Raw genomic sequence first — 24,450 nt, 5'->3', positions numbered from 1 at the left:
GGAATCAGATCCCGGCGAAGCGGCGCACCAGATCCTCGGCAGCTTCTTTGAGGCGCGCAACATCGTCCTCGCTGAAGGCGCGCGGTTCGTAGTCCAGAAGCACCAAGGCACCCACGCAACGCCCATCTGCAAGGGTCAGGGGCGCTCCGGCATAAAGATCAACGCCGTTGGTCTGGAGATAGGCGTTGTCCCCCACCAGGGGGTTTGGCGTTTCCGAATGAATGACCAACGGTTCTCCGGTATCTACCACTAGGCGCGTCAGGCGGAACGCGTCTTCCTCTTCCATGTGCCGCTCATCTTCGATCAGATTGATCGTGGCGACAGGTACGGCAAAGCTATCGGCGACCTGCTGAACGGCGCGGCCCAGTGCATCGTCGCCGCGACCGGCACCTGCAAATGGGCGTGTCTTGCCCGGTTCCCCGCGCGGCGGCTTATCGAGCCAGTTGGCGCTATCAGCGATCCCCTCAACGGCATCTCCCATGGACCGGTAGATGGCGTCGATATGCAGGGTCTCGATGGTTTCACCGCGTTGTTCGTCGCTGAGTGCACAGACGACAACCTTCACCCGGGGTGCCATGCGATGAATGCGTCGGGAGACGTAGCGGGTCTGGGCGCGGTTGACGGCGCCGAGAAAGACCAGCGTCACCAGGTCGACGCCGTCGAGATCCAGCCTTCCAATAGCCTCCTGGCGGACGGCCACGGGTGGAAGGACAGTGCTGCCGACGCCTGCATCATCCAACGTGATTGCCAGCAGCCGCGCTGCACACTCGTCGATCTCGCTCCGCCCACCGACCAACAGCACATTGCTGTGCTCGGTGTGATCTGCCTCGGCGATCTCTTCGAGCACTGCCTCGAACGATTGAACCAATTGCCGCCGCTGATGCAGCGCCTCCGGGCGATCCGATAGTTCCCGGTTCGCCAGGTGGAGCGCTGGCAACATGACCTCGCGCAGATACTGCCCGGCGCCATGCTCCTCCACATACTCGTCCGTCATGTCGATAGCGTCCTCGGCATCTCCTTTGAGCATGCGCTGGTAGAGGCGCTCGGGGGGAGAAAGCACAGGCTCGCTGCCCAGCAAGGTTTCGAGGAACTGGAACTGCGGCAAGTGCCGGCCAATAACCACGAGGCACACCGTCATCGGCGTAGCCAGGATCAGCCCGATCGGTCCCCAAAGTGTCGCCCAAAACATGGCGGAGAGAAGAATAGCAATGGCCGAAACGCCGGTGCTAGAGCCGTAAAGCCGTGGCTCCACCGCGTTGGCCGTGGTGAGGTCCAGCACCAGGAAGAGGCCAACCGACATCAGGAGCATGTTCCAGCCGGGGTCGACCGCGAAGGCGAGCATGAACGGCACGACAGCGATGATCAGGGCGCCGACGAAGGGGATGTAGCGGAAGAGAATGATGAGCAGGCCCCAAAGCACGGCACTGGGTACCCCGATCAACCATAGGCCGACCCCGAAGATGAAGCCGTAGGTGACGTTAATACTGAGTTGGATCAGGAGATAACGACCGACGCGCTTGCTGGCATCGGCAATTGCCATATTGGTCTTGGAATAGCCCCCGCCGCCGACTAGGCGAATGAAGCGTTCCTGCAGATCGGCGCGCCCCATCAGCAGGAAAATCAGGAACACAGTCACGATGGCAACCGTGGCTACCGGGCCAATAATCGAGCCCAGCACGGAGGTGAGAATGCCCATCGGGCCAATTTCGTTGGAGATGGTAACGGGCACGGGCTCGCCACGCGGAAGCGCCTCACCCTCCTCAGGCCCCGAGAGTTGCTGGCTGAGGTCGCCGATCGTGTTGTTGATCCGGTCGAGCAGCACGCTGCCGCCCAGGCTCTCCTGCAAGCCCTCGATCTTGGCCGAGATGGTCTGTTGATACGCGGGCAGTTCCTGCGCCAGCCGTGCCACCTGAATACCGGCCAGGAAGACAAACCCCCCCAAAACACTGGCGGCAAGCAGAACTGCCAGGATCACGGCCATGGGGTCGGGGAGGTGGAGCCGCCGGTTGAGCCAAGTGACGAGCGGCGTCAGCGCGAAGGCTAGCAGGGTTGCCAGAACCACCGGGACGATGATGCCGGCACCAAGATAGAGCAGGGCTGCGATAATGGCGAAAGTCGCGACCGCCTCGAAGGCAGGGCGGCGCTGGCGGCTGCGGAAAGTTGGGTGGATCTGAGGCAAGACTTGGTTCCCGCTGAAGCCTTGTTAAGTAGAAGCTCGCCCTTTCGTTCCAGCCAAGCAGCTAGTCGCTCTCGAGGATCAGTGGGCTGGAGATGAAGAGACTGATTAGATCTGCCTGTCGGTCTGTATCGGTTTTGCGGAAGAGGTTCTTCATCGTGTAGTTGACTGTGTTGCGGGAAATACCGAACTCGTCCGCAATCTCGTCGAGGCGCAGACCCTTCGAGAGCGCCATCGCGAGTCGGGTTTCCGCCGGGGTAAGGCCATAGAGCTGTGCCACAGCCTCAGCAGCCTGGCTGAGCCGGCGTTCGGGGTCGGAAACGAAGACGGCCACGACGGGCTCGCCCGTAGCCACAGGCTCACGCGCCACGGGGCAGGCAATTGCAAATAGCGAGCGGCGACCTGAATTGCGCGACAGGGCCAGAGCTTGGGTCGGCTGGCGCGATCCGGCTGCAGCCCGCGACAAGGCTAGATCGATCATCTCGCGGAGGGCGTTAGTCTGCTGAGGCTTTTCGCCCCGCAGCAGACCGTCGCGCGACAGGGTGATGCCGTCGGCCTCCCCGAGCAAGTCCTCTGCCCGCCGGTTGCGAAAGACCACCTTGCGCTCGGCGTCCAACAGGAAAATGCCGACCGCCATTCGGTTCAACGCTTCGTTGGCGCCGAGCAGGGCCGAGCCAATGCTGATCGGTTCAACCGGAGCAACTGGAGGAGTGATCCCCTTGATGCGCGCAACCTGCTCCAGCCTGGCTGCGATTGTAATCAGCATCAGGTCGAAATCGATGGGCTTGGTGAGGTAGTCGTCGACGCCGGCGGCCTTGCCTGCGATAACGTCACGGCGTCCCGCCAGCGCCGTGAGGAAGATGAACGGCAGGTCGGCAAATGCCGGCTGCTCCCGAACCCGCGCCAGGAGCTCGAGCCCTGACATTTTCGGCATAGTGATATCGCACAGGACCAGGTCTGGCCGGCTATGGCCAAGATAGTCCAGGGCTTCTTCTCCGTTGCTGGCTTCAACGACATCATAGCCGGCGGCCAGCAATTCCTCCGCGAGGTCGGCTCGCAAATCGGCTTCGTCTTCCACGCAGAGAATGGTGGTCGGCATGATCAGAGCGCCAATTCGGAAACGGCCACATCGGATGGCGAACTGGGAGCTTCCGCCGGGCGATAGGGGAGGCGCAGCGTGAAGGTCGAGCCGCGACCCTCTTCACTTTCCACCTCCACGGTCCCACCATGCAGTTTGAGAATGTGGGCGGCAAAGCTCAAGCCAATACCAGTACCCGCCACGTTGGCTGCCGTACGGGCTCGGAAAAACCGCTGGAACAATGATCCCAACTCATCCGCTGGAATGCCGACACCTCGGTCGCGCACCCGGATGAACAATTCTTCTCGGGCCTTGCCTCCCTCGACGGTGATGCTGGTGTCCTGTGGTGAGTATTTGAGGGCGTTCGAGACCAAGTTTTGCACCGCCTGCTCGAGCAGTGTTTCGTCGACCAGAGCCGAGCTCGGCAGATCGGCAATCCTTAGCTCGATCCGGCCCTGTTCGAAGTCAGGCCGCGTATCGCAGACCCGGTGCAATAATTGTCCCACGTCGCAGGGCAGCGGATTGAACCGGATCTCACCCTCTTCCAGGCGAGCGGCATCCAGGGTGCTTTCCATGAGCCGCGTCAGCCGCAGGCATGCGTCCCGCATCTTTTGTGCACGTACCGAAATTTCTTCGACACTCATCGAAGCGCCCCGGCGGATCATGCGCTGGGCGCTTGCATCCACAATGGCAATGGGGGTGCGAAATTGATGGGAAACCACCGAGATGAAGGACCGGTGCAGCTTGGAGACCTGACGCTCGCGCTCGAGCGCGGCTTCGGCGTTGGCAATGTTGCGTTGATCCCGCACCAGGATCACTGCCAGAAGCAAACCCGTCAGCATAGTCGCAGCGAGCGCGCCGAGAATCTCGAGCAGCATGCGCTTGCGTTGGTCGCGCAGCACCACGTCCTGTTGTCGTTCGGCGAGGAGAGCCGCGTTGGCGGTGCCGCGCAGCGTTTGCGCCAGGGCGAGGATGTTCTCGCGGATCCACTCCAGCTGGCGGGCGTCATCAGCGATCAAGGCGATCCGCTCTGCTGCGTCCGCGAGAATGGCGCGGTGCCCCGCTAGGTCCTCGCTGAAACCGAGGGCGCCTATCTGGCGACGTGGCTCTCCCTGCTCCAGCACGGAAAGACGGCTCGCCAGGACATCAAGACGGAGTTGCACTTCATCGAGGGGGAGCCCGCCAGCAGCATGATGCGCGGCAGCTTCCGCGAAGCGCACTGCCTCGTACTGTGCCTGGCTGGAGAGCCAAACCATGTCCTCGGCAACATCGCCGCCCAACTCGTTTTCGCTAGCGACCAGGCGCACCGATGCGGCAACCAGAAGCGCAAAGAGAATCGCCATGGCTACGGAGGCAACTAGAAACCGGGTCGGCATCCAGCGTCGCCGGCTCATTCGATGCGCAACTCCCGCAACTGCCAGACCCAACGCTCATTGAAACGGGCATCCTGCAGTTCGGGATGGTTATCGCGCGGGTAGACGATCCAGAGGGGCCCCCAATCGCTGACCTGCATTTCCTTGCCATTCATGTTCATGGCGAGCAGCACGTCGTATTGTTGCACCTCCTCGAGGGGAACAGGGGCAACGAAATCGTTGAGGGCCGTAGCCACCGCTTGAGTGCCCTTGGCTCCGACGCGCTCCAGCACCTTGCGAACGAGGACGCCCTCGAAAAGCTGAACACCATCGGTCCAGGTCGTGGTGGTGCTGATCGTGCTCAGTCCCAGCGATTGCAGCATCTGCCGGTCGAACTCGGCGCCGCGCGGCGAGTTCGTGATGGCGATATTCCCACTGATGGTGAGGATCACCTTGCCTTCGGGCCTTGGCAGGACCTCCAAAGCGAGAGCGGGAACAGCGAGCAAGCTCAGCAGGACAGCCGCTAAACTCAGCACCAGTTGCCGTGAGCTTCTCCACCACATGTCAGCGTCAGCAGGAGGCAACCGTAAGACTTGCTTGGGCAACACAACACACCTCGATCCGAGCTCGTCTTGGGCAATGCCAAGGTCTCAAGGTTACAGGTGCGGGAGAATAGTATAGCGCAGGCAAGACTGCACTAGAATTTGTCGCTCTTCGGGCGCCTACATATACGTAGGGAGAGGCTTGAAGAGGCGCCGCCCGGGCTACCGGGCGGCGGAGGTGTCAAATCCGGCCGACATTTGCAGGTCAACAGGAAATATTGCGGACATGATCGCCGGGGGCCCTATCTCCTTGGGGAGGAGGAGGACGACGCCCGACACCGCAAGCAGGGTTCCGGTGCAGGCGTTCGCCAGGCGGCGTTTGCCGCGGCGGGTAAGGATGAAGTACATAACTGATGTGCCTAGTGCCTGTTCACGACCCGCCCGCGCGCGCAGCCTGTGGCGCGAACTGGAAGATCTTGCCCGCAGGGCGGCTCGCGGCAGCTCGGGAGTAGGCCACTTCATAGCCAATCTCGATGGCTTCCTCGATCTTGGTGCGCAGGAGTACATCTTCCTCGCGGCTGGTTCGCAGCACCACCAGGGACTGTTCCAGCTTGTCGATTGTCCAAAGGAGGAGTGGATCGGGCTGGGCGTGCGGCGGCAGGGGGCTCCGACTCATATTGGCGGAAGCGCTCATGAGCCTAACACCTCGCGGTGACCCGCAGGTCCGCGCCCGAGCCGCAGATCCTCGAGTTCACTACGGGTCAGCCCCACATCGGAAAGCAGTGTGTCGCTCAAGCGGGATAGCTGGTGGTAGGTGGCGCGGTTTCGCTGTCGCTCGCGCCAATGGTCAAAAGCTCTAAACATTTCGGTCTCCATTTGTTTGGAGCCGGCGGTTTAACTACTGCCGAGCGGGGTGGCCCCACCTGTTTAGGGGGGAGCAAACAAGATTTCGTTCAGTTTCGTATTGGTTTCGACAGGTTTCGTATGGCCGGTGAGCTGAGGGTCCAGCGCAAACAAAAACGGCGGCCAACAAGTTGGCCGCCGTTCCGATCTGAGTGCTGGCTAAGCCAGCAGGATCTTAGAAGTGGTAGGAAACGCCGACGGTGGCCTTGGTGCCTTCGAAGAAGTCATCGCCATCGTCAAAGGTGCCGAGACCAACAACTTCACCGCGAACCGAGACGTTCTCGGTGACGAGGAACTCAACGCCACCACCAAGCTGGTAGATAGCATCGCTATCGCCGTCAGCGACGTTAACGCCAACACCACCGATTGCGTAGATCAGGGCTGCGTCCGTAACAACGGCACCGGCACGCAGGCTGGCCAGGAACTGACCGTAATCTTCCTCGCCGTCGGTCCAGACGTAGTCGCCCGAAACTTCAGCGCCGACCACGAAGGCGTCGACAGCCATGAAGTTCACGCCGACAACGCCGCCGATGACGCCATCAGTGTCGTCACCGTCGTTGAAGATACCGCCAGCGCGGATACCGGCATACATGCCATCCCAGCTGAAGCCGGCTTCTTCATAGATCGGCATTGGGGTGGTCGGGATGATCAGGTCAGCGGCCTGAGCGGCAACGGAACCAACAACGGCGAACGAAGCGCCGAGCAGCAGTGAACGAATGAACATGAAAGACCTCTGCATTGATTTGCGTAGGCCTAAGCTACGCCCGGAAACGCCCTTCCACAATGCCGCTGGCGTCCCGCTGCGCTGTTGAACGCGTTGGTGTTGCATCATGGACACTGTTTTTGAAGCCGGACAAGATCATGGCCCGGCTGGGAGTGCAGTCCGACCGGGCCATAACGGGGCTGTGCTGAAGAGCCCGTTAACAACAGATTAACGCAGCCGAATCGCTTTTGCAACTGCGGGCTGCGTCCAGGCAGCCGCAGGAGTACGAGGAAGTTCGGAGAGTGGGCGCCTGCCCATTCATGCGCTTTACATATAATAGTACTTTTGCTAGCGTCTGCTTATCGGTGCAGATGAACACGTCGCACCGGCTAACGGGAGGAACATCATGAACATCGTTAAAACGCTCGCCGTCGCGGCGGGCCTCGCTACCGCCTTGTCTTCCGCAGTCTTCGCGCAGTCGCTCGAGGGCAAGGTCATCGGCTTTTCGCAGATCGGCTCGGAGTCCGGCTGGCGCGCTGCCGAAACGGCAGTGACCCGCCAGGAGGCGGAGGCGCGCGGCGTCGATCTGCGGTTCGCCGACGCCCAGCAGAAACAAGAAAACCAGATCAAGGCCATCCGCGGCTTCATCGCCCAAGGCGTCGACGGCATCCTCGTGGCTCCGGTGGTCGCCACCGGCTGGGAAGACGTTTTGACCGAGGCGCAGGAAGCCGAAATTCCGGTGGTGCTGCTTGATCGCGGCGTCGATGCACCGGAAGACCTCTACCTCACCTCGGTGGCTTCTGACCAAGTCGAGGAAGGTCGAGTGGCGGGCGAATGGCTAGTCGATAACGTCGGTGACGACGAGTGCCGCGTCGTCGAACTCCAGGGTACAGTCGGTTCGACTCCGGCTATCAACCGCAAGGCGGGCTTCGAAGAAGCCATCGCTGGCCACGACAACATTACCATCGTGCGCAGCCAGACGGGTGATTTCACCCGGGCCAAGGGCAAGGAAGTGATGGAAGGCTTCCTTAAGGCCGAGAACGGCGGAGCCGATATCTGCGCCCTCTATGCCCATAACGATGACATGGCCGTTGGCGCCATCCAGGCGATCAAAGATGCTGGGTTGCAGCCGGGCGAGGACATCAAGGTGGTCTCGATCGACGCGGTTCCGGACATCTTCTCGGCCATCGCCGCAGGTGAAGCTAACGCCACGGTCGAGCTGACGCCGAACATGGCTGGCCCCGCATTCGACGCGCTTGCTGCGTACATGGCCGATGGTACCGAACCTGAGAAGTTCATCATCACCGAGTCCAAGCTCTATACGGCTGAGGACGATCCGCAGGGCGAATATGATCGCCGCAAGGATCTGGGCTACTAAAACCTATTTGGTGCAACCCCGTCGGCTCCGGCCGGCGGGAACGTCGCGAAGAGCCGCAAAAGGCCGCGCGAATGGGGGAGGCGAGAGTGGACGAGAGCGGTTTCGCACTCGAGGCACGTGGCGTGACCAAGATCTTTGGTGCCCATGTTGCGCTCGATCAGGTCGATTTCGGGCTCCGGCCCGGTGAAGTCCATGCTCTCCTGGGCGAGAATGGCGCGGGCAAGTCGACGCTCATCAAGGTGCTGACGGGCGCCTATCAGCCCGATGGCGGCGGCGTCTATGTCGATGGCGTCCAGGTGACGCTCGACAATCCCCAGCACGCCCAGACCTATGGCATCGGGACCGTTTATCAGGAGGTCAATCTGCTGCCCAACCGTACGGTGGCGGAGAACCTTTTTCTTGGTCATCAACCCACCCGTTTCGGCTTGGTCGATCGGCGCCGCATGGAGCGTGAGGCGCGCGAGATGCTTGCTCGCTATGATCTCGACATTGATCCAGGCAGCGAACTTGGGGCACACTCGGTGGCCGTGCAGCAGATCGTTGCGATAGCGCGCGCGGTAGCCCTCTCGGGCAAAGTGTTGATCCTGGATGAACCAACCGCCAGCCTTGATCGCAACGAGGTCGAACGCCTTTTTGAGGTGATCGCGGGGCTGAAGCAATCGGGCCTCGCCATTGTCTTCATCACCCATTTCCTCGACCAGGTTTTTGCTATTGCCGACCGGGTAACCGTGCTCCGCAACGGCCGGTTGATTGAAACGCGGTCACTCGACAGTCTCAACCGTGGCGACGTGGTTCGGCTGATGCTGGGCAAGGACATCGCCTTTTCAGGCGCGACCAATCTCGATCAGAACCGCCCCGAAGGCGAAGTGCTGCTTGAGTTCACCGATTATGGACGCAAACGGAGTGTGCGGCCGTTCAATCTCACCATTCACAAGGGCGAGGTCATCGGGGTGGCGGGGCTGCTCGGCTCCGGTCGTACTGAAATGGCGCGCATCATGTTCGGCGCGGATACTGCCGATTCCGGGACGGTGAAGGTGTCCGGCCAGACGGTGAGCATCAATAGCCCCACTGACGCCATCGCCCATGGCTTCGGCTTTTGCCCCGAAGATCGCAAGGCGGAGGGCATCCTGGGCGACCTCTCGGTTCGCGAGAACATCATCATCGCCCTTCAGGGTAAACTAGGCTGGTTCCGCGCCCTCAACCGGGACGAGCAGATGGAGATCGCCGGCAAATTCGGCGAGGCCCTCGATATCAGGGCGGCTTCGCTCGACATGCCGGTCAAGCTGCTATCAGGCGGCAATCAGCAAAAAGTCATTCTCTCGCGCTGGTTGGCAACCGATCCGACCTTCCTGATCCTCGATGAGCCTACGCGCGGTATCGATGTGGGCGCTCACGCCGAGATCGTGCGCACCATCAACCGACTGCGCGACGAGGGACTGGCGCTGGTCGTGATCTCTTCTGAACTGGATGAAGTGGTCGCCTACAGCTCTCGCATTGTCGTCATGCGCGACCGCGAACTCGTAGCCGAACTGCATGGCGAGAACATCAACCCAGGAGTGATTGTGCAGGCCATCGCCAACCATCACGAAGAGGCGGTGGCATGATGCGCCGGGCGCTTTCCTTTTTCACAAGCCCGCAGTTTCTGGCACTGCTGGGCGTACTGCTCATCAACTGGCTGCTATTCCCTAACTTCTTTCAAGTCACCTGGCAGGACGGACGGTTTTTTGGCAGCGTGATCGACGTCATCAATCGCGGCGCTCCCGTTGCCATCCTTGCCATTGGCATGACCGGCGTCATCGCGACCAAAGGCGTCGACCTGTCGGTTGGCGCAGTGATGGCGGTATCGGGAGCCGTAGCCGCGACCCTGGTGGTGTCAGGCTACCCCGCGCCCATAGCCGTGTTGGCCGCTCTGTCCGTTGGGGTTCTTTGCGGGCTTTGGAATGGCTTCCTAGTCGCCGTGCTCGATATTCAGCCGATCGTCGCCACGCTGGTGCTGATGGTGGCGGGGCGGGGCATTGCCCAGCTCATCACTGAAGGTTCCATCGTCACCTTCAACGATCCGCTGCTGGTCTTCATCGGCACGGGTTCCTTCCTGGGCCTGCCCATGGCAGCAGTGATTGCGATAGCGCTGATGGTGCTGGTGACCTTGTTCGTCCGCCGAACCGCCGTCGGCCTCTTCATCGAGGCTGTGGGCGTCAACCGCGCCGCGGCCAGTCTCGCCGGTATTCGCAGCCGCATGCTGCTGTTCCTGGTCTATGGGCTGAGCGGGTTCTGTGCCGCCGTGGCCGGCATCATCGTTGCCGGCGACATTCGCGGCGCTGACGCCAATAATGCCGGTCTCTGGCTTGAACTGGACGCCATTCTGGCCGTCGTGATCGGCGGAACCTCGCTACTGGGCGGGCGGTTCTCGGTGCCCATGGCCGTGGTCGGCGCCCTGATCATTCAGGCGATGAATACGGGCATTCTGGTTTCGGGCTTCCGGCCCGAGTTCAACCTGATCGTCAAGGCCGGCATGATCATCCTCATCCTGCTGGTCCAGTCTCCCTTTGCCACCCGCCTCGTGCCGAACCGGCCCAAGCCCGTGGCGACCACCAGAAAAGCGGTGCAGCGATGAACCGGAGCCTTCGTCCCCTCGCGGCCACTGCGGTCATCTTCATCATCGCCTATGGCCTGAGCGTTCTGCAGTTCCCCAACATGTTCTCGACCCGCGTGCTCGGCAATTTCCTGACGGACAACGCATTTCTTGGCATCGCTGCTGTCGGCATGACTTTCGTCATTATTTCGGGGGGCATCGATCTTTCGGTCGGAGCGGTTATCGGCTTCACCGGCGTGCTGGTGGCCGTGCTCATTTCCTGGGCTGGCCTGCACCCCTTGGTGGCTTTCGCCTTGGCACTGGGCGTGGCGGCAATTTTTGGCGCCGCTATGGGGCTCGCCATCCACTATCTGCAGGTGCCTGCCTTTATTGTCACCTTGGCGGGCATGTTCCTGGCGCGCGGTGGCGCCTCGGTCATCACCCAGGATTCGGTCGGCATTGATCATGAGTTCTATGACTGGATCTCCGACCTCATTATCCGCCTCCCGGGCGGCGGGCGGCTAAGCTTCATCGGCCTTCTGATGATCGCGGTCTTCATCCTGGGAGCTCTTCTGGCGCACCGGACCCGTTTCGGCTCTTATGTCTACGCGCTGGGCGGCAACACCGCCTCGGCTGAACTAATGGGTGTGCCGGTGGCCAAGACCACCATCCAGATCTACCTGCTCTCCAGCGTCCTTGCCGCACTCGCCGGTATTGTCTTCTCGCTCTATACCTCGGCGGGCTACCCGCTCGCCGCGGTTGGTGTGGAGCTCGACGCGATCAGCGCAGTGGTGATCGGCGGCACGCTGCTGACTGGGGGCTATGGCTTTGTGCTCGGTACCTTTATCGGGGTCATGCTGCTCGGGCTCGTCCAGACCTACATCATCTTCGACGGTACCCTATCGAGCTGGTGGACCAAGATCGTCATCGGCATCCTGCTCTTCTTGTTCATCGTTCTGCAGCGACTCATATTTGCGGCTTCCTCGGCGAGTGATAAGGCTCCCGAAAAGGCATAGGAATGATCGAAGCAGGCAGCCTTATTCGCTCGCTGTCCGGGCGGCCGGCTGCACGCAACTTTCATACCTTTGTTATCAATGAGATCGGGCACGGGATCGTCACCGGCAAGTTCGCCATCGGCTCCGTGCTGCCGAGCGATGCGGCGATGATGGAGACCTATGGCGTCTCTCGTACCGTGCTCCGCGAAGCGCTAAAAACCTTAGAGTCCAAGGGATTGGTGGAGGCGCGACCGAAGGTGGGCACGCGGGTCTCTCCACGGGCGCGCTGGAACTTCTTCGATCCCCAGGTGCTGTTCTGGCACTACGAGGCCAAGCCCGACCCGCACTTCTACCGTAGTCTGTTCGAGGTCCGGGAGGCGCTCGAACTCCAGGCAGGCGAACTGGCGGTTCGCCATCGCACCGCTGAGCACGTGCGCATTATAAAGTACTGGCACCACCAGATGGATGCCTCCGGTGAAAACCTGGAGCAGTTCGGGCTGGCTTGCCTCGAAATCCACCACACCATTGCCGAGTGCTCGCAGAACGTCTTGCTGCGCTCGGTCACCGGCGTTGTCGAATTGACGCTGGCGCTGGCATTGACGCGGCCGCTGCAAGCAAAAAATGCCGATGTATCGACCTATCGGTCCCGGAGCCTGCTGGGGCGGGAGGAACTGGTTCGGACCATGGAGCAGGGCAGCGGGCCGGACTGTGTTGCCGCCCTCGCAGCCTGCCTTCAGCTCGATAAGGTCGCGGTGCTGGGGACCGGCAACTGAGGCTCACGCCGGCTTTTTGGCGATGATAAATACGGCCGCAATCCCTCCGGGATGCCAAAAATGGTCGACGGTGAAGCCAGTCGCCTCCAGGCTGTGCACCAGTTCTGTCTGACTCATGACGTTGAGCACAGGCAGCAGGCCCACGGCGCGGCCGATCGGAGCCAGCACCTTGAAGAATGCCATGCGGTCCCCCAGGCACGCCGTGCTCGAGACAAAGACCCCGCCTGGCTTGAGCATGCGGTAGACCTTGGTGATCGCCGCATCCTTGTCCCTGAGCAGATGGAGCACGCTCATGGCAAGCACCGCATCATATTGAGCGTCAACCGCTTGCAACGCGCTGATGTCGTCTTTTTCGAAGGTAACATTGGTGATGCCCTGCGCCTGCGCCTTGCCGCGTGCGATCTCCAGCATTTGTTCGGAAAAGTCGGTGGCGCGGATGTGCGCAACGAAAGGGGCGTGAAGCAGGGCGGTGCTGCCAGTGCCGCAACCAATTTCGAGGACCTGGGAAGTGGGGCTGAGATATTCGCGCGTTTTGGCGAGCTTCTTGCGGTAAGCGTCCTCGTCCGCAATCGGCTGCTTGGAATAGCGGACCGCCATCTTGTCCCAGAACCGGCTTGCTGTGGTCATCTCATCCCCCGTTGCAGTCTGGTGCGGAGAATACATCGGTGGGGGCGGGCATAACATTGCTGAAAAGCGCCGCTTCATTATACATAAATGCATGAATTGGCAGGCTGTCTCATTCGATTGGAACCAGGTCCGCGGCTTTCTGGCGACGGCGGAAGCCGGCTCGCTTTCGGCAGCCGCCAAGGCGCTGGGTCAGACGCAACCCACGCTGGGGCGCCAGGTCTCGGCCCTTGAACAGGATCTCGGGGTTACGCTGTTCGACCGTGTCGGCAGGTCGCTGGTCCTGACCGAAGCTGGTCGCGACCTCCTCGTTCATGTGCGGGAAATGGGTGAGGCGGCGAGCCGCGTTTCGCTGGTCGCCTCAGGGCAGTCGCAATCGGTCGCGGGGCTCGTCCGGATCAGTGCCAGCGACCTGGTCGCGGCCCGATTGCTGCCGCCGGTGTTGGAGCGCCTGCGCGAAGAAGCCCCGGGTGTCACCGTCGAGATCATCGCGTCCAACGCCATCAGCGACCTCATGCGGCGAGAGGCTGATATTGCGATCCGCCATGTCCGGCCGCATCAACCAGACCTCGTGGCCCGCAAGTGCCGCTCGACCTCGGCGCAGCTGTTTGCCTCTACCAGATACCTGGATCGGCGAGGCCGCCCGCGCACAGCCGCCGAGCTCGCGGATCACGACTTTATCGGATTTAGCACGGCCGTCGATCGCATGGTCGCCGAACTCAACGCGCGTGATGTACCGGTAGCGGCGGCCAACTTCCGATGCATAGCTGACTCCACGGTCGTCGGCTTCGAACTGCTGCAGCGCGGCCTGGGCATTGCGCTGATCTTCAAGGACTTCGTCGTAGACGTGCCCGGCATGGAGCCGGTGCTACCCGAAATCGCGCCGTTCCCCGTGGAGGTCTGGTTGGTGACGCACCGGGAAATTCATACCAGCCGCCGGATCCGGCTCGTCTACGATGTCCTGGCCGAAGCCTTCAGCTAGTCGCCTCCGTCGCAAGGGATCTTACTCGGCGGCCAGCAACTGCCGATCGGCAGATTGGGGGAGGACGAAGGGCTGCCCCCCGGAGGGGAGGGCGCCGACCCGCATCGGGCAATCAAAGACCGTGGTCAGCAGATCATCGGTTAAAACCTCGCCCGGTGATCCCTTTGCCGCCAGTCGTCCCTCTCGAATGGCCAAAATCTGGTCGGCATACATGGCGGCAAGGTTGAGATCATGGAGAATGGCCACCACACCGCCCCCGGCATCGGCGAAGCGCCGCGCCACATCCATGATCATCAGCTGGTGCTTGATGTCGAGGCTCGACACCGGCTCGTCGAGGAACAGGTAGCGCGGTACGCCTTCGAGCACCGGCACCCAGACCTGGCAGAGCACCCGTGCGAGATGGACGCGCTGCTGCTCACCCCCGGAAAGCTCGCCAAAAAAGCGCCCGCTGAATCCGGCGAGATCGACAGCTGCAAGGGCATCCGCCGGCAGGCGCCGGAGCATTTCTCGTGGCACCCCGGGGCGACCCGCAGTGAGCCCCATCGCAACCACTTCATGAACGGTAAAGGGAAAGGGCAGGGTGCTGGCCTGTGGGAGCACGGCGCGTAACGCTGCAGCTTGCGCCGGCGTCAGTTCGGCAAGGTCACGGTCATTGAGGCGCACCGCGCCCCCATACTCATAGTCGCGGCACATGGCCTTCATCAGCGTGGATTTGCCAGAGCCGTTCGGCCCGACCACTGCCGTTAGGGTGCCTGGCGCGGCGCTGAAGCAGATGCCTTGGAGGATGGTGCGGCCACCGATGGCGACAGAAAGGTCTTCGACTTCGATCATGGCGTTACCAGGCGATAGCGGAGCGACGGTGCAGCAGGATCCAGAGGAAGAACGGCCCTCCAATTGCAGCGGTGATGATGCCGATGGGCAGCTCCGCCGGGGCCACGATGGTGCGGCAGATGGCGTCCGCCAGAAGCAGGAAGGATGCGCCCAGCAAGGCAGTGGCCGGCAGCAGGTAGCGGTGGTCGGGACCGATAATGAGGCGCAACAGATGCGGCACGACAATGCCGACAAACCCAATGCCCCCGCTAACGGCCACCGCGGCGCCGGTTGCCGCAGCAACCGCAACAATGGTGAGGAGCTTGAAGCGCTGCACCGGCACCCCGAGATGCGCCGCCGTCGCTTCGCCAAGCGTCATCGCATTGAGGCCCTTGGCTAGGAAAGCCGATGCGAGGAGCGCCAGGAGGATTATCGGCCCGGACGCGGCAATCTTGGTCCAATTGGCTCCCGAGAGGGAGCCGAGCCCCCAAAAGGTGAGGTCGCGCAGTTGCGCATCCGTCGCGACATAGACGAGCACGCCGGTAACGGCTCCCGCCAATGCGCCGATGGCGATGCCAGCCAACAGCATGGTGGCTACCGCCGTCTGCCCGCTGCGCGTTGCCACCCGATAGAGAATGAAGGTGGTGATCAGGCCACCGACAAAGGAGGCGAGTTGGAGGGTATAGATGCCAAGCAGGGCTGTGAGCGGAGCCAGCATTGTGGTGCCCAGCACGATGATGCCAACCGCGCCAAGGCTCGCTCCGGCCGAGACCCCCACGAGGCCGGGGTCTGCCAAGGGGTTGCGGAACAGGCCCTGCATCAAGAGACCCGAAACCGCCAAGGCTGCCCCGATCAGCACACCCAAGAGCATTCGTGGCAGGCGGATGTTGTAGATGACCGCATAGTCGCGCAGCGCCTGCGCCTCGTTTTCGGGCGCAAAGCCGAACCAGGCCTTGATGACAGCCGCAGCCGAGGCTCCGGAAGCGCCAGTCGTCATAGAGAGGATCATGGCCCCCAAGAGGACCGCTGCGAGCACACCCACCGTGACACGGCCGAGTCGGCTACGGTCCCCAGCCGTGATGCTGGGTAGGGCAAAGGCTGGCAGCGGAAGCGCTTGCGACATCGACGGACTCCTTAGTGCGTCCGGCTCGCCAGCCGGTCAGCAAGCTCGGCCGCCGCCTGTGCCGTACGAGGGCCGAAGCCAAGCAGGTAGGCGCCGTCCATGCGGTGAATGGCTTTGTTCTGCCCGGCCGGGGTCAGCGCGATGGCCGGATTGGCCAGGAGGTCGGCGTCGGACGCGCCGTGATCGCCACCACGATCCATCATCACGATGGCGTCAGGCGCTGCGGCAAGGATCGCCTCCTCCGTAAGCGCCTTGTAGCCGGAGTATTCAGTGATTGCGTTGACCGCTCCAGCGAGCTTGATGATGCCGTCAGCCGCCGTCCCAGTGCCGGACGCCTGGATCTTGCCGCCTTCGGTAGAGAGGATGAACAGAACGCGAGAGGAAGTCTCGATTGTATCGGTATGGGCCGCTAGGTCAGCAAATTGCTGCTCAACCTGGGCGGCAAAGCTTGCCGCCTCATCATCGACGCCAAGTGCCTGGCCCACTGCCCGGATCTTGGTGAGCACGCCTTCGGCCGAGTAGCTTTCCGGCACCGACTGATACTCGACCCCGGCAGAGGCAAGCACCTCAAGGGCTTCGGGCGGGCCGCTGCCTTCCAGCACCAGCAGGGCGGACGGACTGACCGAGAGTACGCCTTCGGGCGCCAGCTGCCGCATATAGCCCACGTCGGGCAGTTCTCTCACCTCCGGCGGGTAGGATGCGGTTTGATCCCGCGCCACCAGCCGATCCTCTTTGCCCAGGGCGTAGATGATCTCGGTGAGCGAGCCGCCGATGGACACTAGCCGGGAGGTATCGGCGAAAGGATGCAAATCCTGCGCGGCAACAAGGCTGGGGCTCCAATGGAGCACCAAGAGGGCCGTTGCGGCGAGGCGGATAAAGATGCGCTTGTTCATGACAACTCAGGCCGCATTGGTTTGGGAAAGGACCGGCAAGGCTTCGACAACGCTGCGCCATTGGGGCCGCTCATCAGTGCCCTCCTGCCGCTTGCCAAAGAACTGGATGATGAGTTCGCCCGCATTGTCGTAAACCTCGACCGAACTCACATGCCCGTCGCTCGTCGGCTTGCGCACCGCCCAGGCCGAGGCGATTTGGTCGAGCCTGAGGTGAAGGTGGAAGGTCTCGTCCATGACGTTGAGCCACGGCCCCATCAGGGCCGTCTTGGTGATGGGGCCTGCGTGAATCTGGATGCAACCGCGATTGCCCACAAAGGCCATGATCGGCAGGTCGGTGCCCGCGACGGCATTAAAGAGCCCGGCCACAGCAGCATGGTCCAGCTGCCAGGCGTAATCGGTACCCACCATCTGGAGTGCCTGCAGCCGCGGCAGGTTGAGCTTTTGCAACATGGGGAAGAACTGGTGCGTGTCAGTGAGGCCAGCCCAGTGCTCCCGCAACTGATCGAGGTCGGCAGGTTCTCCAAGGGCCGCTGCCGGTTCGGTCGGCTGGACGACAATAGCGTCGCCCTGCTCGGCATGGCGCAGATTGCCGAGCAGCACACTCCATTCCTCAAGATTGGTGGCGGGCCGAGCATGCACCTTGAAGACGGCATTGCCTTGCGCATCGAAGAACTGGAGTGAACGCTTGAGCGCGCCTTCCTTGTCGGTCTTCTCCACGGCAAAGCCGAAGGCCCAGCGGGAGGGAAATATGCGCAGGTCTATCTGGGCACCAAGCACCATCGACGCCTTGGGACCCACAACGACCTTTTCCACCGTGCCGATTTTTTCGTGGACGGCGCTTTCATTGCGGGTGAGCACCATGATCTCGCCGGCGGCACGAAGTCCGTTGAGCAGGATCTCGATGTCGGGGTTCAGGCGCACCACGGTGTTGCCCACTTGCGCGGCGACCAGTTCGGCCTCTGAGATTGAGTGAATGCGGGCAAAGTCACGTTCGCGCATTTCCGGTTGCAGCGAGCGTAGGTGCCGAATTTCGGCAGGTGTCTTGGAGCGGTGGGTCACGGGGCAGCCTATTTGGTAAGAATGAGCTTGTCTTGGCGGGTGATACGCAGCCGATAGCGCACGCCTTTGTGGACGATGAGCAGTTCATCGGTCGCGCCAAAAAGCTCCCTTGTGTCGAGCTCGCGAGTCTCTCGGTGGAAATCTTCCTGGCGGTTTGCTTCGGCGGCGTTCATCGATAGTCCAGTCTATTCAGCAGCTTGATGGCACCCGCGGGTGCTCTCCAGCTGTTCAAGAAAACTTGACTCTCTTAGACAGCTTATCTACTAGGCGCAATAGGTGATAGAAAGAGTCATATTAACTTCTCACCCGAGCGAGCCAGCCAAACGCCAGCCAGCCAACGTAGAAACAATTGGACTGGAGACTATGATGGGGCTGGTTAGATCGCGCGCTGCAGCATTGCTGGGTGGCGTCACACTGGGGGCTATTGCGCTGCACGGGGCTGCGGCGCAGAGCAACATAAATGCGGGGAATGTGACACTGCTTGAGCGGCTGGTGATCGGCGCCGGAAGGGCTCCTAAAGTCGCCATCGATACCCCTCAGGCGGTAACCGTGATCAACCAGGCCGAGATCGATCAGGCACAGGCAACCACCACGGGCGAACTGTTCGAGACGGTGCCAGGCGTTACTATCGTGGGCAGCGATCGGCAGCTGGGCGAAGCCTTCAACATTCGCGGTATCGGCACCACCGAAAATTCTTCCGACGGGTCGCGGATCGTCGTCAATGTCGACGGAGTGCCCAAGTTCTTCGAGCAGTACCGCATGGGTTCGTTCTTCTCCGACCCCGAGCTCTATAAGCAGGTCGAAGTGCTGCGCGGACCGGGGTCATCGACACTTTACGGCGCCGGGGCGATTGGTGGCGTGATTAATTTTACCACCAAGGACGCCTCGGACTTCATCAAGGATGGGTACAACGGCGCGGTGCGGGTCAAGGCCGGCTTTTCCAGCAACGGGCTACAGACCCTGACTTCGGCCGTGCTGGCCCAGCAGATCAGCGAAACCTTCGAAGTGCTGGCCGCCGGCAATTGGCGCCGGCAAGAGAATGTGACTCAGGCCAATGGCAATCTGCTCGACGGTTCCGAGTTCAGCACCCTGTCAGGGCTCGTCAAGGGCACCATGCATTTTGGCGACAACGACGAACAGACGCTCCGCGCCTCCTATCAGCACTTCAACTCGGAGACTGACCAGAGCCGCTACGCTCAGACCGGCGTGACGCAAATGGATCCCTTCGGCTTTATCGACCGCAAGGTGGTCGACAGGACCGCAGTGATCGAATGGTCCAATCCGGACACTGACAATCCCTGGTTCGACACCAATGTGGCGTTCAGTTTTTCCGACACGATCAACGAACAGCGCAATCACCGCGCCACGCCGAACGGACCATTGTCGAACGCGGCTCCTCCATCGGTCTTCGCGGACCAGGATTTTCAATACCGCACCTATCAGCTGACCGCCGACAATACGGTGGAATGGATCGGCGAAGGTTTTGAGAACTATTTCACCGCCGGATTCCAGGCGAGCAGCCAGGATCGCTTGGTGACCTTTCCGAGTGGCGCCACCGTGGTGCCAACGCATCCCGAAGGAACCGAGAAAAGGCTCGGAGTTTTCGTTCAGGATGAGTTCATCTGGGACGATCGACTGACCATTGTTGCCGGCCTGCGGGGCGACGGCCACTGGGTGGATCCGGCTAGTTCGAGCATCGCCGAACGTGACGGCTACGCTTTTTCCCCTAAGCTCGCAGCGCTTTACGAGTTCAATGATGCGGTCAGCATCTTCGGTTCAGTCGCCCATACCGAACGCCTGCCCACCATCGATGAACTCTATTCCTCGGCTGGGCCCACCCGACCAGGCGGTCGGAATCCCGCCGGTTCATCGGGCAAGACCAGGAGTCTTGACCTCCGCAAGGAGCAGGCCAACAGCATCGAAGGCGGCATAGCACTCTCCGGCTATGATCTTGCTCTTTCAGGTGATGTCGCGAGCCTCAAAGCCACGGCCTTTTATAGCCGCATCACTGACATGATCGCCTCTAACGAGCAGAACGCTTTCGGCGCGCCGCCGCCGAGCTACTACGGCAACATCGCCGAAGCAGAGCTCTATGGCCTCGAGATCGAGGGTGCCTATAGTTCCGATTACGTCTTCGCCAATCTGGCCTACACCCTGACCATCGGCAACGACCTCGTCACCGACACGCCACTAAGGACGGTGCCGCAGAACAAGATCGTGGTGACACTCGGTGCCCGCAATCCGGAGTGGCATCTCGAATATGGCGCGCGAGTGACTTTGGCTGATGAGGGCCGCTATATCGTAGCGAGTTCGGCGAGTGGCATGGGGGCGGACGGCACCGCAGAAGGGTACGGGACGCTCGATCTCTTCGCCTCTTGGAAGCCCGACTACGACGCTTTGGCAGGCACCGAGTTGCAGGCCTCGATCGACAATGTCTTCAACGCCGACTACCGCGAGAACCTCTCGACCAACCGCTCGGTAGGGCGGACGTTTAAGCTGACCTTGGCCAAACAGTTCGACTACTGACCTTGGGGGGCAGGTGGCGCCAACGCTGCCTGCCTCTCGACAAGCGGGGCATCAGGTGCCACGAGGAGCCGCAACGGGCGGAGGCCTTATGGCGCACATCGGAATCATCGGCGGCGGGCCGGCAGGGCTAATGGCGGCGGAAGTGCTGTCCGCCCGCGGCCATGCCGTCACGGTGCTCGAAGCGATGCCGACAGTTGGGCGCAAATTCTTGATGGCTGGCAAGTCCGGCCTTAACATCACGCATAGCGAACCGCACGAGGTGCTACTCGGCCGCTATGGCGCGGCAGGAGAGCGGCTGCGAGTCGCGCTCGATGGCTTCACGGCGGCTGACATCAGAGACTGGTGCGCGGGGCTGGGTATCGAGACCTTCGTAGGGTCCTCAGGCCGGGTCTTTCCCACCAGCATGAAAGGCTCGCCGCTCCTGCGGGCATGGCTGGCGCGGCTTGAAAAGCAAGGCGTCGTCATTCGTACGCGCCACCGGTGGCAGGGTTTTTCGGGAGACGACCTGGTTTTCACGACGCCCGCAGGACAAAAATTATTGCGCTTCGACGCGATCTTGCTGGCGCTGGGCGGTGCCAGTTGGCCGCGCTTGGGGTCGGATGGGCAGTGGGCGCCTTGGCTGACCGAGCGGGGCGTCGCGGTGGCGCCGTTCCTGCCCGCAAATTGCGGTTTCGAGACCGAGTGGAGCCCCTTTCTGGTGGAGCGCTTTGGTGGAGAGCCGGTCAAGAACGTCACGGCGACGAGCAGTGCCGGAGCGCTTGGGGGCGAGTTCGTCGTCACGCGCTGGGGCGTAGAGGGAAGTCTCGTCTATGCCCATTCCGCAGCCCTTCGCGATCAAATTGCGGCAGAAGGCCTAGCCACGCTCACGCTGGACCTCGTGCCGCAGCGAAGCCACGAGCGGCTTGCAGCGGATCTCGAGCGACAACCGCCCAAGGCAAGCTTCGGTAACAGGCTGCGCAAGGGCGCCGGCCTGAACGGGATCAAGGCGGCGCTGGTGCGCGAATGTGTGCCTGAAGCTGCCGGTCTGGCGCCTCCGGCGCTGGCCGCACAGCTCAAGGCCCTGCCGCTCACGCTATTGCAGACACGCCCCCTTGCGGAGGCGATTTCCTCCGCAGGTGGCATCAAGCTTAGTAGCATCGACAACAACTCTATGCTCAGCGCCATTCCCGGCCTGTTCGCGGCAGGCGAGATGTTGGACTGGGAGGCGCCGACCGGTGGATATCTGCTCACCGCTTGCATGGCGACCGGGCGGGCGGCGGCCGAGGGCATCGACCGTTTCCTCGCTGCCAGAGGCTAAGAAGGGGCCTTTTTCACCCTAGGCGGTTTACATCCGGGACCAAGCCCTTACGTTAGGGATACGCCGTTGCACGTGATCGGGCGTGCAACTGACTTGAATTGGGCCCAAAGACCGTCTGGTCGGGCTACCAACCCGAAAGATCTCAACATGACCAAGGCCAAGAACGGCGATACCGTCCGCATCAACTATTCCGGACGCCTCACCGACGGAACCGAGTTTGATAGCTCCGTGGGTCGTCAGCCCCTGGAGTTTACCCTCGGGCAGGGGCAGGTGATCCGTGGGCTCGAAGACCATGTCGAAGGCATGGAGCCGGGCAGCAAGAGCACCGTCACCATCCCGAGCGAGGCCGCCTATGGGCCGCACCGCCCCGAAGCCGTGCAGACCTTCGACAAGTCCGCCGTTCCTACAGGCATCGACGTGCAGGTCGGTACCAAGCTCCAGGCGCGCACTGCCGACGGTGGCATGCTGCCGATTACCGTGGTTGCCGTGGATGACGAGAGCGTCAAAGTCGATGCCAATCATCCGCTTGCTGGACAGGACCTGGTTTTCGACGTCGAACTGCTCGATATCGTCGAAGCCGCTTGAGGCTAAAAACAATCGGAGCGCCCCGGGGCGCTCCGAAAAGGCTCTACCTCTCAGCAGGCGAGGCGCTAGACTGCGTCTTCTGCCTGGACGGTGGTCACGAGCGGAATGGCCGATGCGATTGCGCCAATGCCGTCGAGGTTGAGGTCATCTGCCGACGGGGTAAACAGAATGGCTGCAGCGGTAACGACCACGGCGGCTTTCAGCAGCCTGCTCCGCTGCCGACGACGATAAAACGAGCGAGGTAAGGACACCTTCTTCTCCTGTCACTTGGCGGCGGTGAACGAGAGGACCTGAGGTCCGGCAAGGTCCAAGGCTGTGAGGCCAGGGATGCCGCCGGGCAGCATCAGCGCCAGTAGCGCAAACATCAGCACTAGGGTGGTGATGAATGCCAGAGGGCCCACTGACGCGTTGTCATCGACAATCGTCACTTTCGCCCGAGCTGGTCTGACCTGATCCGTTTCGTTCCGCACTGCACTTTTCCTGCTGGTTACGACCAGTGTTGCGAAAGAAACGCGGCGGGTTGGGGAAGGTTGCCGGTAAGCTCTTGTTTGTGAACGATGATTTATAACAGCTTTTGGCTGTCAGCGCGTTGTCAGCTAGTCCGGACGCATCTCTAAAACGGCAACGAATACAACGGCTCCACTCTCGCTCCACCCTTGCCGGTGACTTTCTATCTCGCCTTGGTTAGCGCAGCTCCTGCTGCCTTGTTTCGGCATCGACCAGCACAGCTGCTCCAGCGCCCAGCAAAAGGAGGGCGGCGAAAAGTGCGACCGCTGCCGTGAAACTCTGCGTCACCACCAGTGCCAAAGCCGATGGCGCGAGTAGGCCGCCTAAGCGGGCCATGGACCCGGCTGCACCCGTGCCCGTCGCTCGCGAGACGGTAGGATAGAGTTCAGGAGTGAAGGCATAAAGGGCGCCCCAGGTGCCTAGAAGGGCAAAGCTCATCAGCAGGATCGATCCGCCAATGAGGTAGGCGTCGCCAGCCACTACGAACAGCAGGCAACCGGCAGCGCTGAGGAGCAGAAAGCCGATGAGTGTCGGCTTACGGCCGACAGCTTCCACACCCCACGCGGCCAGCGCATAGCCAGGGATCTGCGCCAGCGCAACCAAGACCAGGAACCCATATCCGCGCACATACCCAAAGCCTTCGGCAGCCAGCCGCGCCGGCATCCAGGTAAAGACGCCGTAGTAGGAGATGGAAACAAGAAACCAGACAAGGAGGATAAAGAGGGTGCGCCGCCGCAGCTCTGGTGAGAAGATGCCGGTTCCACCAGCTGGAGGAGCCATCGCGATGCTATCTCCAGCGGCGAGCGGCGCCTTGCCATTGGTCCGGAGCACCTTGTCGAGAACGGCCCGTGCCTCGTCCCGCCGCCCGGTCTTCAGAAGATAAAGTGGGGATTCGGGCACCCACAGACGCAGCCAGATGCCAACGAGGGCCGGCAGCCCCGTGACAAGGAATATCCAGCGCCAGGCATCGGTCTCAACGGTGAGACTGGCAATCCACGCGGCCATCGCAATGACCACGGTTCCGATGGCCCAAAAGCCCTCGAGCATGACGAGCCAGCGGCCGCGGTTGCGCGCGGGGAGGAATTCGGCCATCAGCGCATAATCGACTGGCAAGGTGCCACCCACTGCAAGCCCGGTGAGGAACCGCAGCGCCAGCAACACCGCGAAATTGGGTGCGAACACCGAGAGCAGCCCGAAAATGGCATCGCCGGCAACGGTGATGATGAGCACATTGCGTCGGCCGAAACGGTCGGCCAGCCGCCCGAAGAGGCTTGCGCCGATCAGCATGCCGAGAAAGAAGAGCGTCCCGGTCTGCAAAGCTTCGGGCACCGAGAGCCCGAAGCTTGCCGCAATAGAGGCGGCGGTGAAGCCCACAGCCAACACCTGCATGGCGTCGGCCGCCCAGACCAGTCCGAAGACGCCCAGCAGCCGGCGCTGGAATGGACCAGTGCCTGCGCGGCTGAGTACGCTTTCCACAGTGTGTCTCATGGGCCAGCTCCCGACAGAAGAATCTCAGTGGCGGCATGAAGCGGGAGCGGCTGGAAGAAGGCAAGCTCAGAAGACTGTGCTAGA

Annotated in this window: 25 protein-coding genes; 9 read left to right on the top strand and 16 right to left on the bottom strand. The window is 61.8% G+C overall.

Annotated elements, in window-relative coordinates; translation table 11 throughout:
* Positions 1-4: 4 nt before the first annotated feature.
* The 7 genes from QOV41_RS15870 to QOV41_RS15840 form a co-directional block, all read right to left on the bottom strand.
* Positions 5-2,179, bottom strand: coding sequence for an AI-2E family transporter (locus QOV41_RS15870; RefSeq protein ID WP_284577773.1), 2,175 nt, complete (start codon positions 2,177-2,179; stop codon positions 5-7).
* A gap of 61 nt (positions 2,180-2,240) precedes the next feature.
* On the bottom strand, positions 2,241-3,275 hold the full coding sequence (locus tag QOV41_RS15865) for a response regulator (RefSeq protein WP_284577772.1): 1,035 nt from the start codon (positions 3,273-3,275) through the stop codon (positions 2,241-2,243).
* Positions 3,276-3,277: 2 nt separating this feature from the next.
* Positions 3,278-4,648 (bottom strand): sensor histidine kinase, encoded by a 1,371-nt coding sequence (locus tag QOV41_RS15860; RefSeq protein ID WP_284577771.1) that lies wholly within the window; start codon positions 4,646-4,648, stop codon positions 3,278-3,280.
* Entirely contained in the window at positions 4,645-5,169 is a 525-nt protein-coding gene (locus tag QOV41_RS15855; RefSeq protein ID WP_284577770.1) for a putative pterin-binding protein, read from the bottom strand. Before QOV41_RS15855 ends, QOV41_RS15860 begins: the two co-directional genes overlap by 4 nt.
* 409 nt (positions 5,170-5,578) lie before the next feature.
* Complete coding sequence (locus tag QOV41_RS15850) at positions 5,579-5,842, bottom strand: hypothetical protein (RefSeq protein ID WP_284577769.1); 264 nt, start codon at positions 5,840-5,842, stop codon at positions 5,579-5,581.
* The gene (locus tag QOV41_RS15845; protein WP_284577768.1) at positions 5,839-6,012 is read right to left on the bottom strand and encodes a DUF1127 domain-containing protein; all 174 of its coding nucleotides are present in this window, start codon (positions 6,010-6,012) and stop codon (positions 5,839-5,841) included. Before QOV41_RS15845 ends, QOV41_RS15850 begins: the two co-directional genes overlap by 4 nt.
* 214 nt (positions 6,013-6,226) lie before the next feature.
* Entirely contained in the window at positions 6,227-6,775 is a 549-nt protein-coding gene (locus tag QOV41_RS15840; protein WP_284577767.1) for an outer membrane protein, read from the bottom strand.
* Positions 6,776-7,160: 385 nt separating this feature from the next.
* Here QOV41_RS15840 and ytfQ point away from each other — a divergent pair, with 385 nt between their 5' ends.
* From ytfQ to QOV41_RS15815, 5 genes are all read left to right on the top strand, one after another.
* A complete protein-coding gene (gene ytfQ / locus QOV41_RS15835; RefSeq protein ID WP_284577766.1) occupies positions 7,161-8,132 on the top strand; it encodes a galactofuranose ABC transporter, galactofuranose-binding protein YtfQ in 972 nt (323 codons plus the stop codon).
* A 71-nt stretch (positions 8,133-8,203) separates the two neighbouring features.
* A complete protein-coding gene (locus QOV41_RS15830) occupies positions 8,204-9,736 on the top strand; it encodes a sugar ABC transporter ATP-binding protein (protein WP_415926724.1) in 1,533 nt (510 codons plus the stop codon).
* On the top strand, positions 9,733-10,746 hold the full coding sequence (locus QOV41_RS15825) for an ABC transporter permease (RefSeq protein WP_284577764.1): 1,014 nt from the start codon (positions 9,733-9,735) through the stop codon (positions 10,744-10,746). Before QOV41_RS15830 ends, QOV41_RS15825 begins: the two co-directional genes overlap by 4 nt.
* On the top strand, positions 10,743-11,720 hold the full coding sequence (yjfF, locus tag QOV41_RS15820) for a galactofuranose ABC transporter, permease protein YjfF (protein WP_284577763.1): 978 nt from the start codon (positions 10,743-10,745) through the stop codon (positions 11,718-11,720). The genes QOV41_RS15825 and yjfF overlap by 4 nt, the downstream gene beginning before the upstream one ends.
* A 2-nt stretch (positions 11,721-11,722) precedes the next feature.
* Complete coding sequence (locus tag QOV41_RS15815) at positions 11,723-12,472, top strand: FadR/GntR family transcriptional regulator (protein WP_284577762.1); 750 nt, start codon at positions 11,723-11,725, stop codon at positions 12,470-12,472.
* A 3-nt stretch (positions 12,473-12,475) separates the two neighbouring features.
* Here QOV41_RS15815 and QOV41_RS15810 read toward each other — a convergent pair whose 3' ends face one another.
* Positions 12,476-13,099 (bottom strand): class I SAM-dependent methyltransferase, encoded by a 624-nt coding sequence (locus QOV41_RS15810; RefSeq protein ID WP_284577761.1) that lies wholly within the window; start codon positions 13,097-13,099, stop codon positions 12,476-12,478.
* 91 nt (positions 13,100-13,190) lie between these two features.
* Between QOV41_RS15810 and QOV41_RS15805 the strand changes: the two genes are divergently transcribed.
* The gene (locus QOV41_RS15805; RefSeq protein WP_284577760.1) at positions 13,191-14,078 is read left to right on the top strand and encodes a LysR family transcriptional regulator; all 888 of its coding nucleotides are present in this window, start codon (positions 13,191-13,193) and stop codon (positions 14,076-14,078) included.
* A 21-nt stretch (positions 14,079-14,099) separates the two neighbouring features.
* On the opposite strand, the gene QOV41_RS15800 is transcribed toward QOV41_RS15805, so the two are convergent.
* From QOV41_RS15800 to hemP, 5 genes are all read right to left on the bottom strand, one after another.
* Entirely contained in the window at positions 14,100-14,909 is an 810-nt protein-coding gene (locus QOV41_RS15800) for a heme ABC transporter ATP-binding protein (protein ID WP_284577759.1), read from the bottom strand.
* Between the two features lie 4 nt (positions 14,910-14,913).
* On the bottom strand, positions 14,914-16,011 hold the full coding sequence (locus tag QOV41_RS15795) for a FecCD family ABC transporter permease (RefSeq protein ID WP_284577758.1): 1,098 nt from the start codon (positions 16,009-16,011) through the stop codon (positions 14,914-14,916).
* 11 nt (positions 16,012-16,022) lie between these two features.
* Positions 16,023-16,904 carry a heme/hemin ABC transporter substrate-binding protein gene (locus tag QOV41_RS15790; protein WP_284577757.1) on the bottom strand — a complete coding sequence of 294 codons (882 nt, stop codon included), beginning with the start codon at positions 16,902-16,904 and terminating at the stop codon, positions 16,023-16,025.
* A 6-nt stretch (positions 16,905-16,910) separates the two neighbouring features.
* Entirely contained in the window at positions 16,911-17,903 is a 993-nt protein-coding gene (locus tag QOV41_RS15785) for a hemin-degrading factor (protein WP_284577756.1), read from the bottom strand.
* Between the two features lie 68 nt (positions 17,904-17,971).
* Positions 17,972-18,136, bottom strand: a complete 165-nt coding sequence (gene hemP, locus QOV41_RS15780; protein ID WP_284577755.1) for a hemin uptake protein HemP — start codon at positions 18,134-18,136, stop codon at positions 17,972-17,974.
* A 190-nt stretch (positions 18,137-18,326) separates the two neighbouring features.
* Between hemP and QOV41_RS15775 the strand changes: the two genes are divergently transcribed.
* From QOV41_RS15775 to QOV41_RS15765, 3 genes are all read left to right on the top strand, one after another.
* On the top strand, positions 18,327-20,489 hold the full coding sequence (locus QOV41_RS15775; RefSeq protein ID WP_284577754.1) for a TonB-dependent receptor domain-containing protein: 2,163 nt from the start codon (positions 18,327-18,329) through the stop codon (positions 20,487-20,489).
* An 88-nt stretch (positions 20,490-20,577) separates the two neighbouring features.
* A complete protein-coding gene (locus QOV41_RS15770; RefSeq protein ID WP_284577753.1) occupies positions 20,578-21,786 on the top strand; it encodes a TIGR03862 family flavoprotein in 1,209 nt (402 codons plus the stop codon).
* Positions 21,787-21,933: 147 nt separating this feature from the next.
* A complete protein-coding gene (locus QOV41_RS15765) occupies positions 21,934-22,371 on the top strand; it encodes an FKBP-type peptidyl-prolyl cis-trans isomerase (RefSeq protein WP_284577752.1) in 438 nt (145 codons plus the stop codon).
* Positions 22,372-22,436: 65 nt separating this feature from the next.
* Here QOV41_RS15765 and QOV41_RS15760 read toward each other — a convergent pair whose 3' ends face one another.
* From QOV41_RS15760 to QOV41_RS15750, 3 genes are all read right to left on the bottom strand, one after another.
* Positions 22,437-22,622, bottom strand: coding sequence for a hypothetical protein (locus QOV41_RS15760; RefSeq protein WP_284577751.1), 186 nt, complete (start codon positions 22,620-22,622; stop codon positions 22,437-22,439).
* 12 nt (positions 22,623-22,634) lie between these two features.
* Positions 22,635-22,841, bottom strand: a complete 207-nt coding sequence (locus QOV41_RS15755; protein ID WP_284577750.1) for a hypothetical protein — start codon at positions 22,839-22,841, stop codon at positions 22,635-22,637.
* 214 nt (positions 22,842-23,055) lie between these two features.
* Positions 23,056-24,366 (bottom strand): MFS transporter, encoded by a 1,311-nt coding sequence (locus tag QOV41_RS15750; RefSeq protein ID WP_284577749.1) that lies wholly within the window; start codon positions 24,364-24,366, stop codon positions 23,056-23,058.
* Positions 24,367-24,450: the final 84 nt, after the last annotated feature.

Source organism: Devosia sp. RR2S18 (assembly GCF_030177755.1).
Classification (GTDB): Bacteria; Pseudomonadota; Alphaproteobacteria; order Rhizobiales; family Devosiaceae; genus Devosia; species Devosia rhizosphaerae.
Note: the sequence above shows the minus strand (reverse complement) of the source record. Positions and strands in the feature narration are given on the sequence as shown.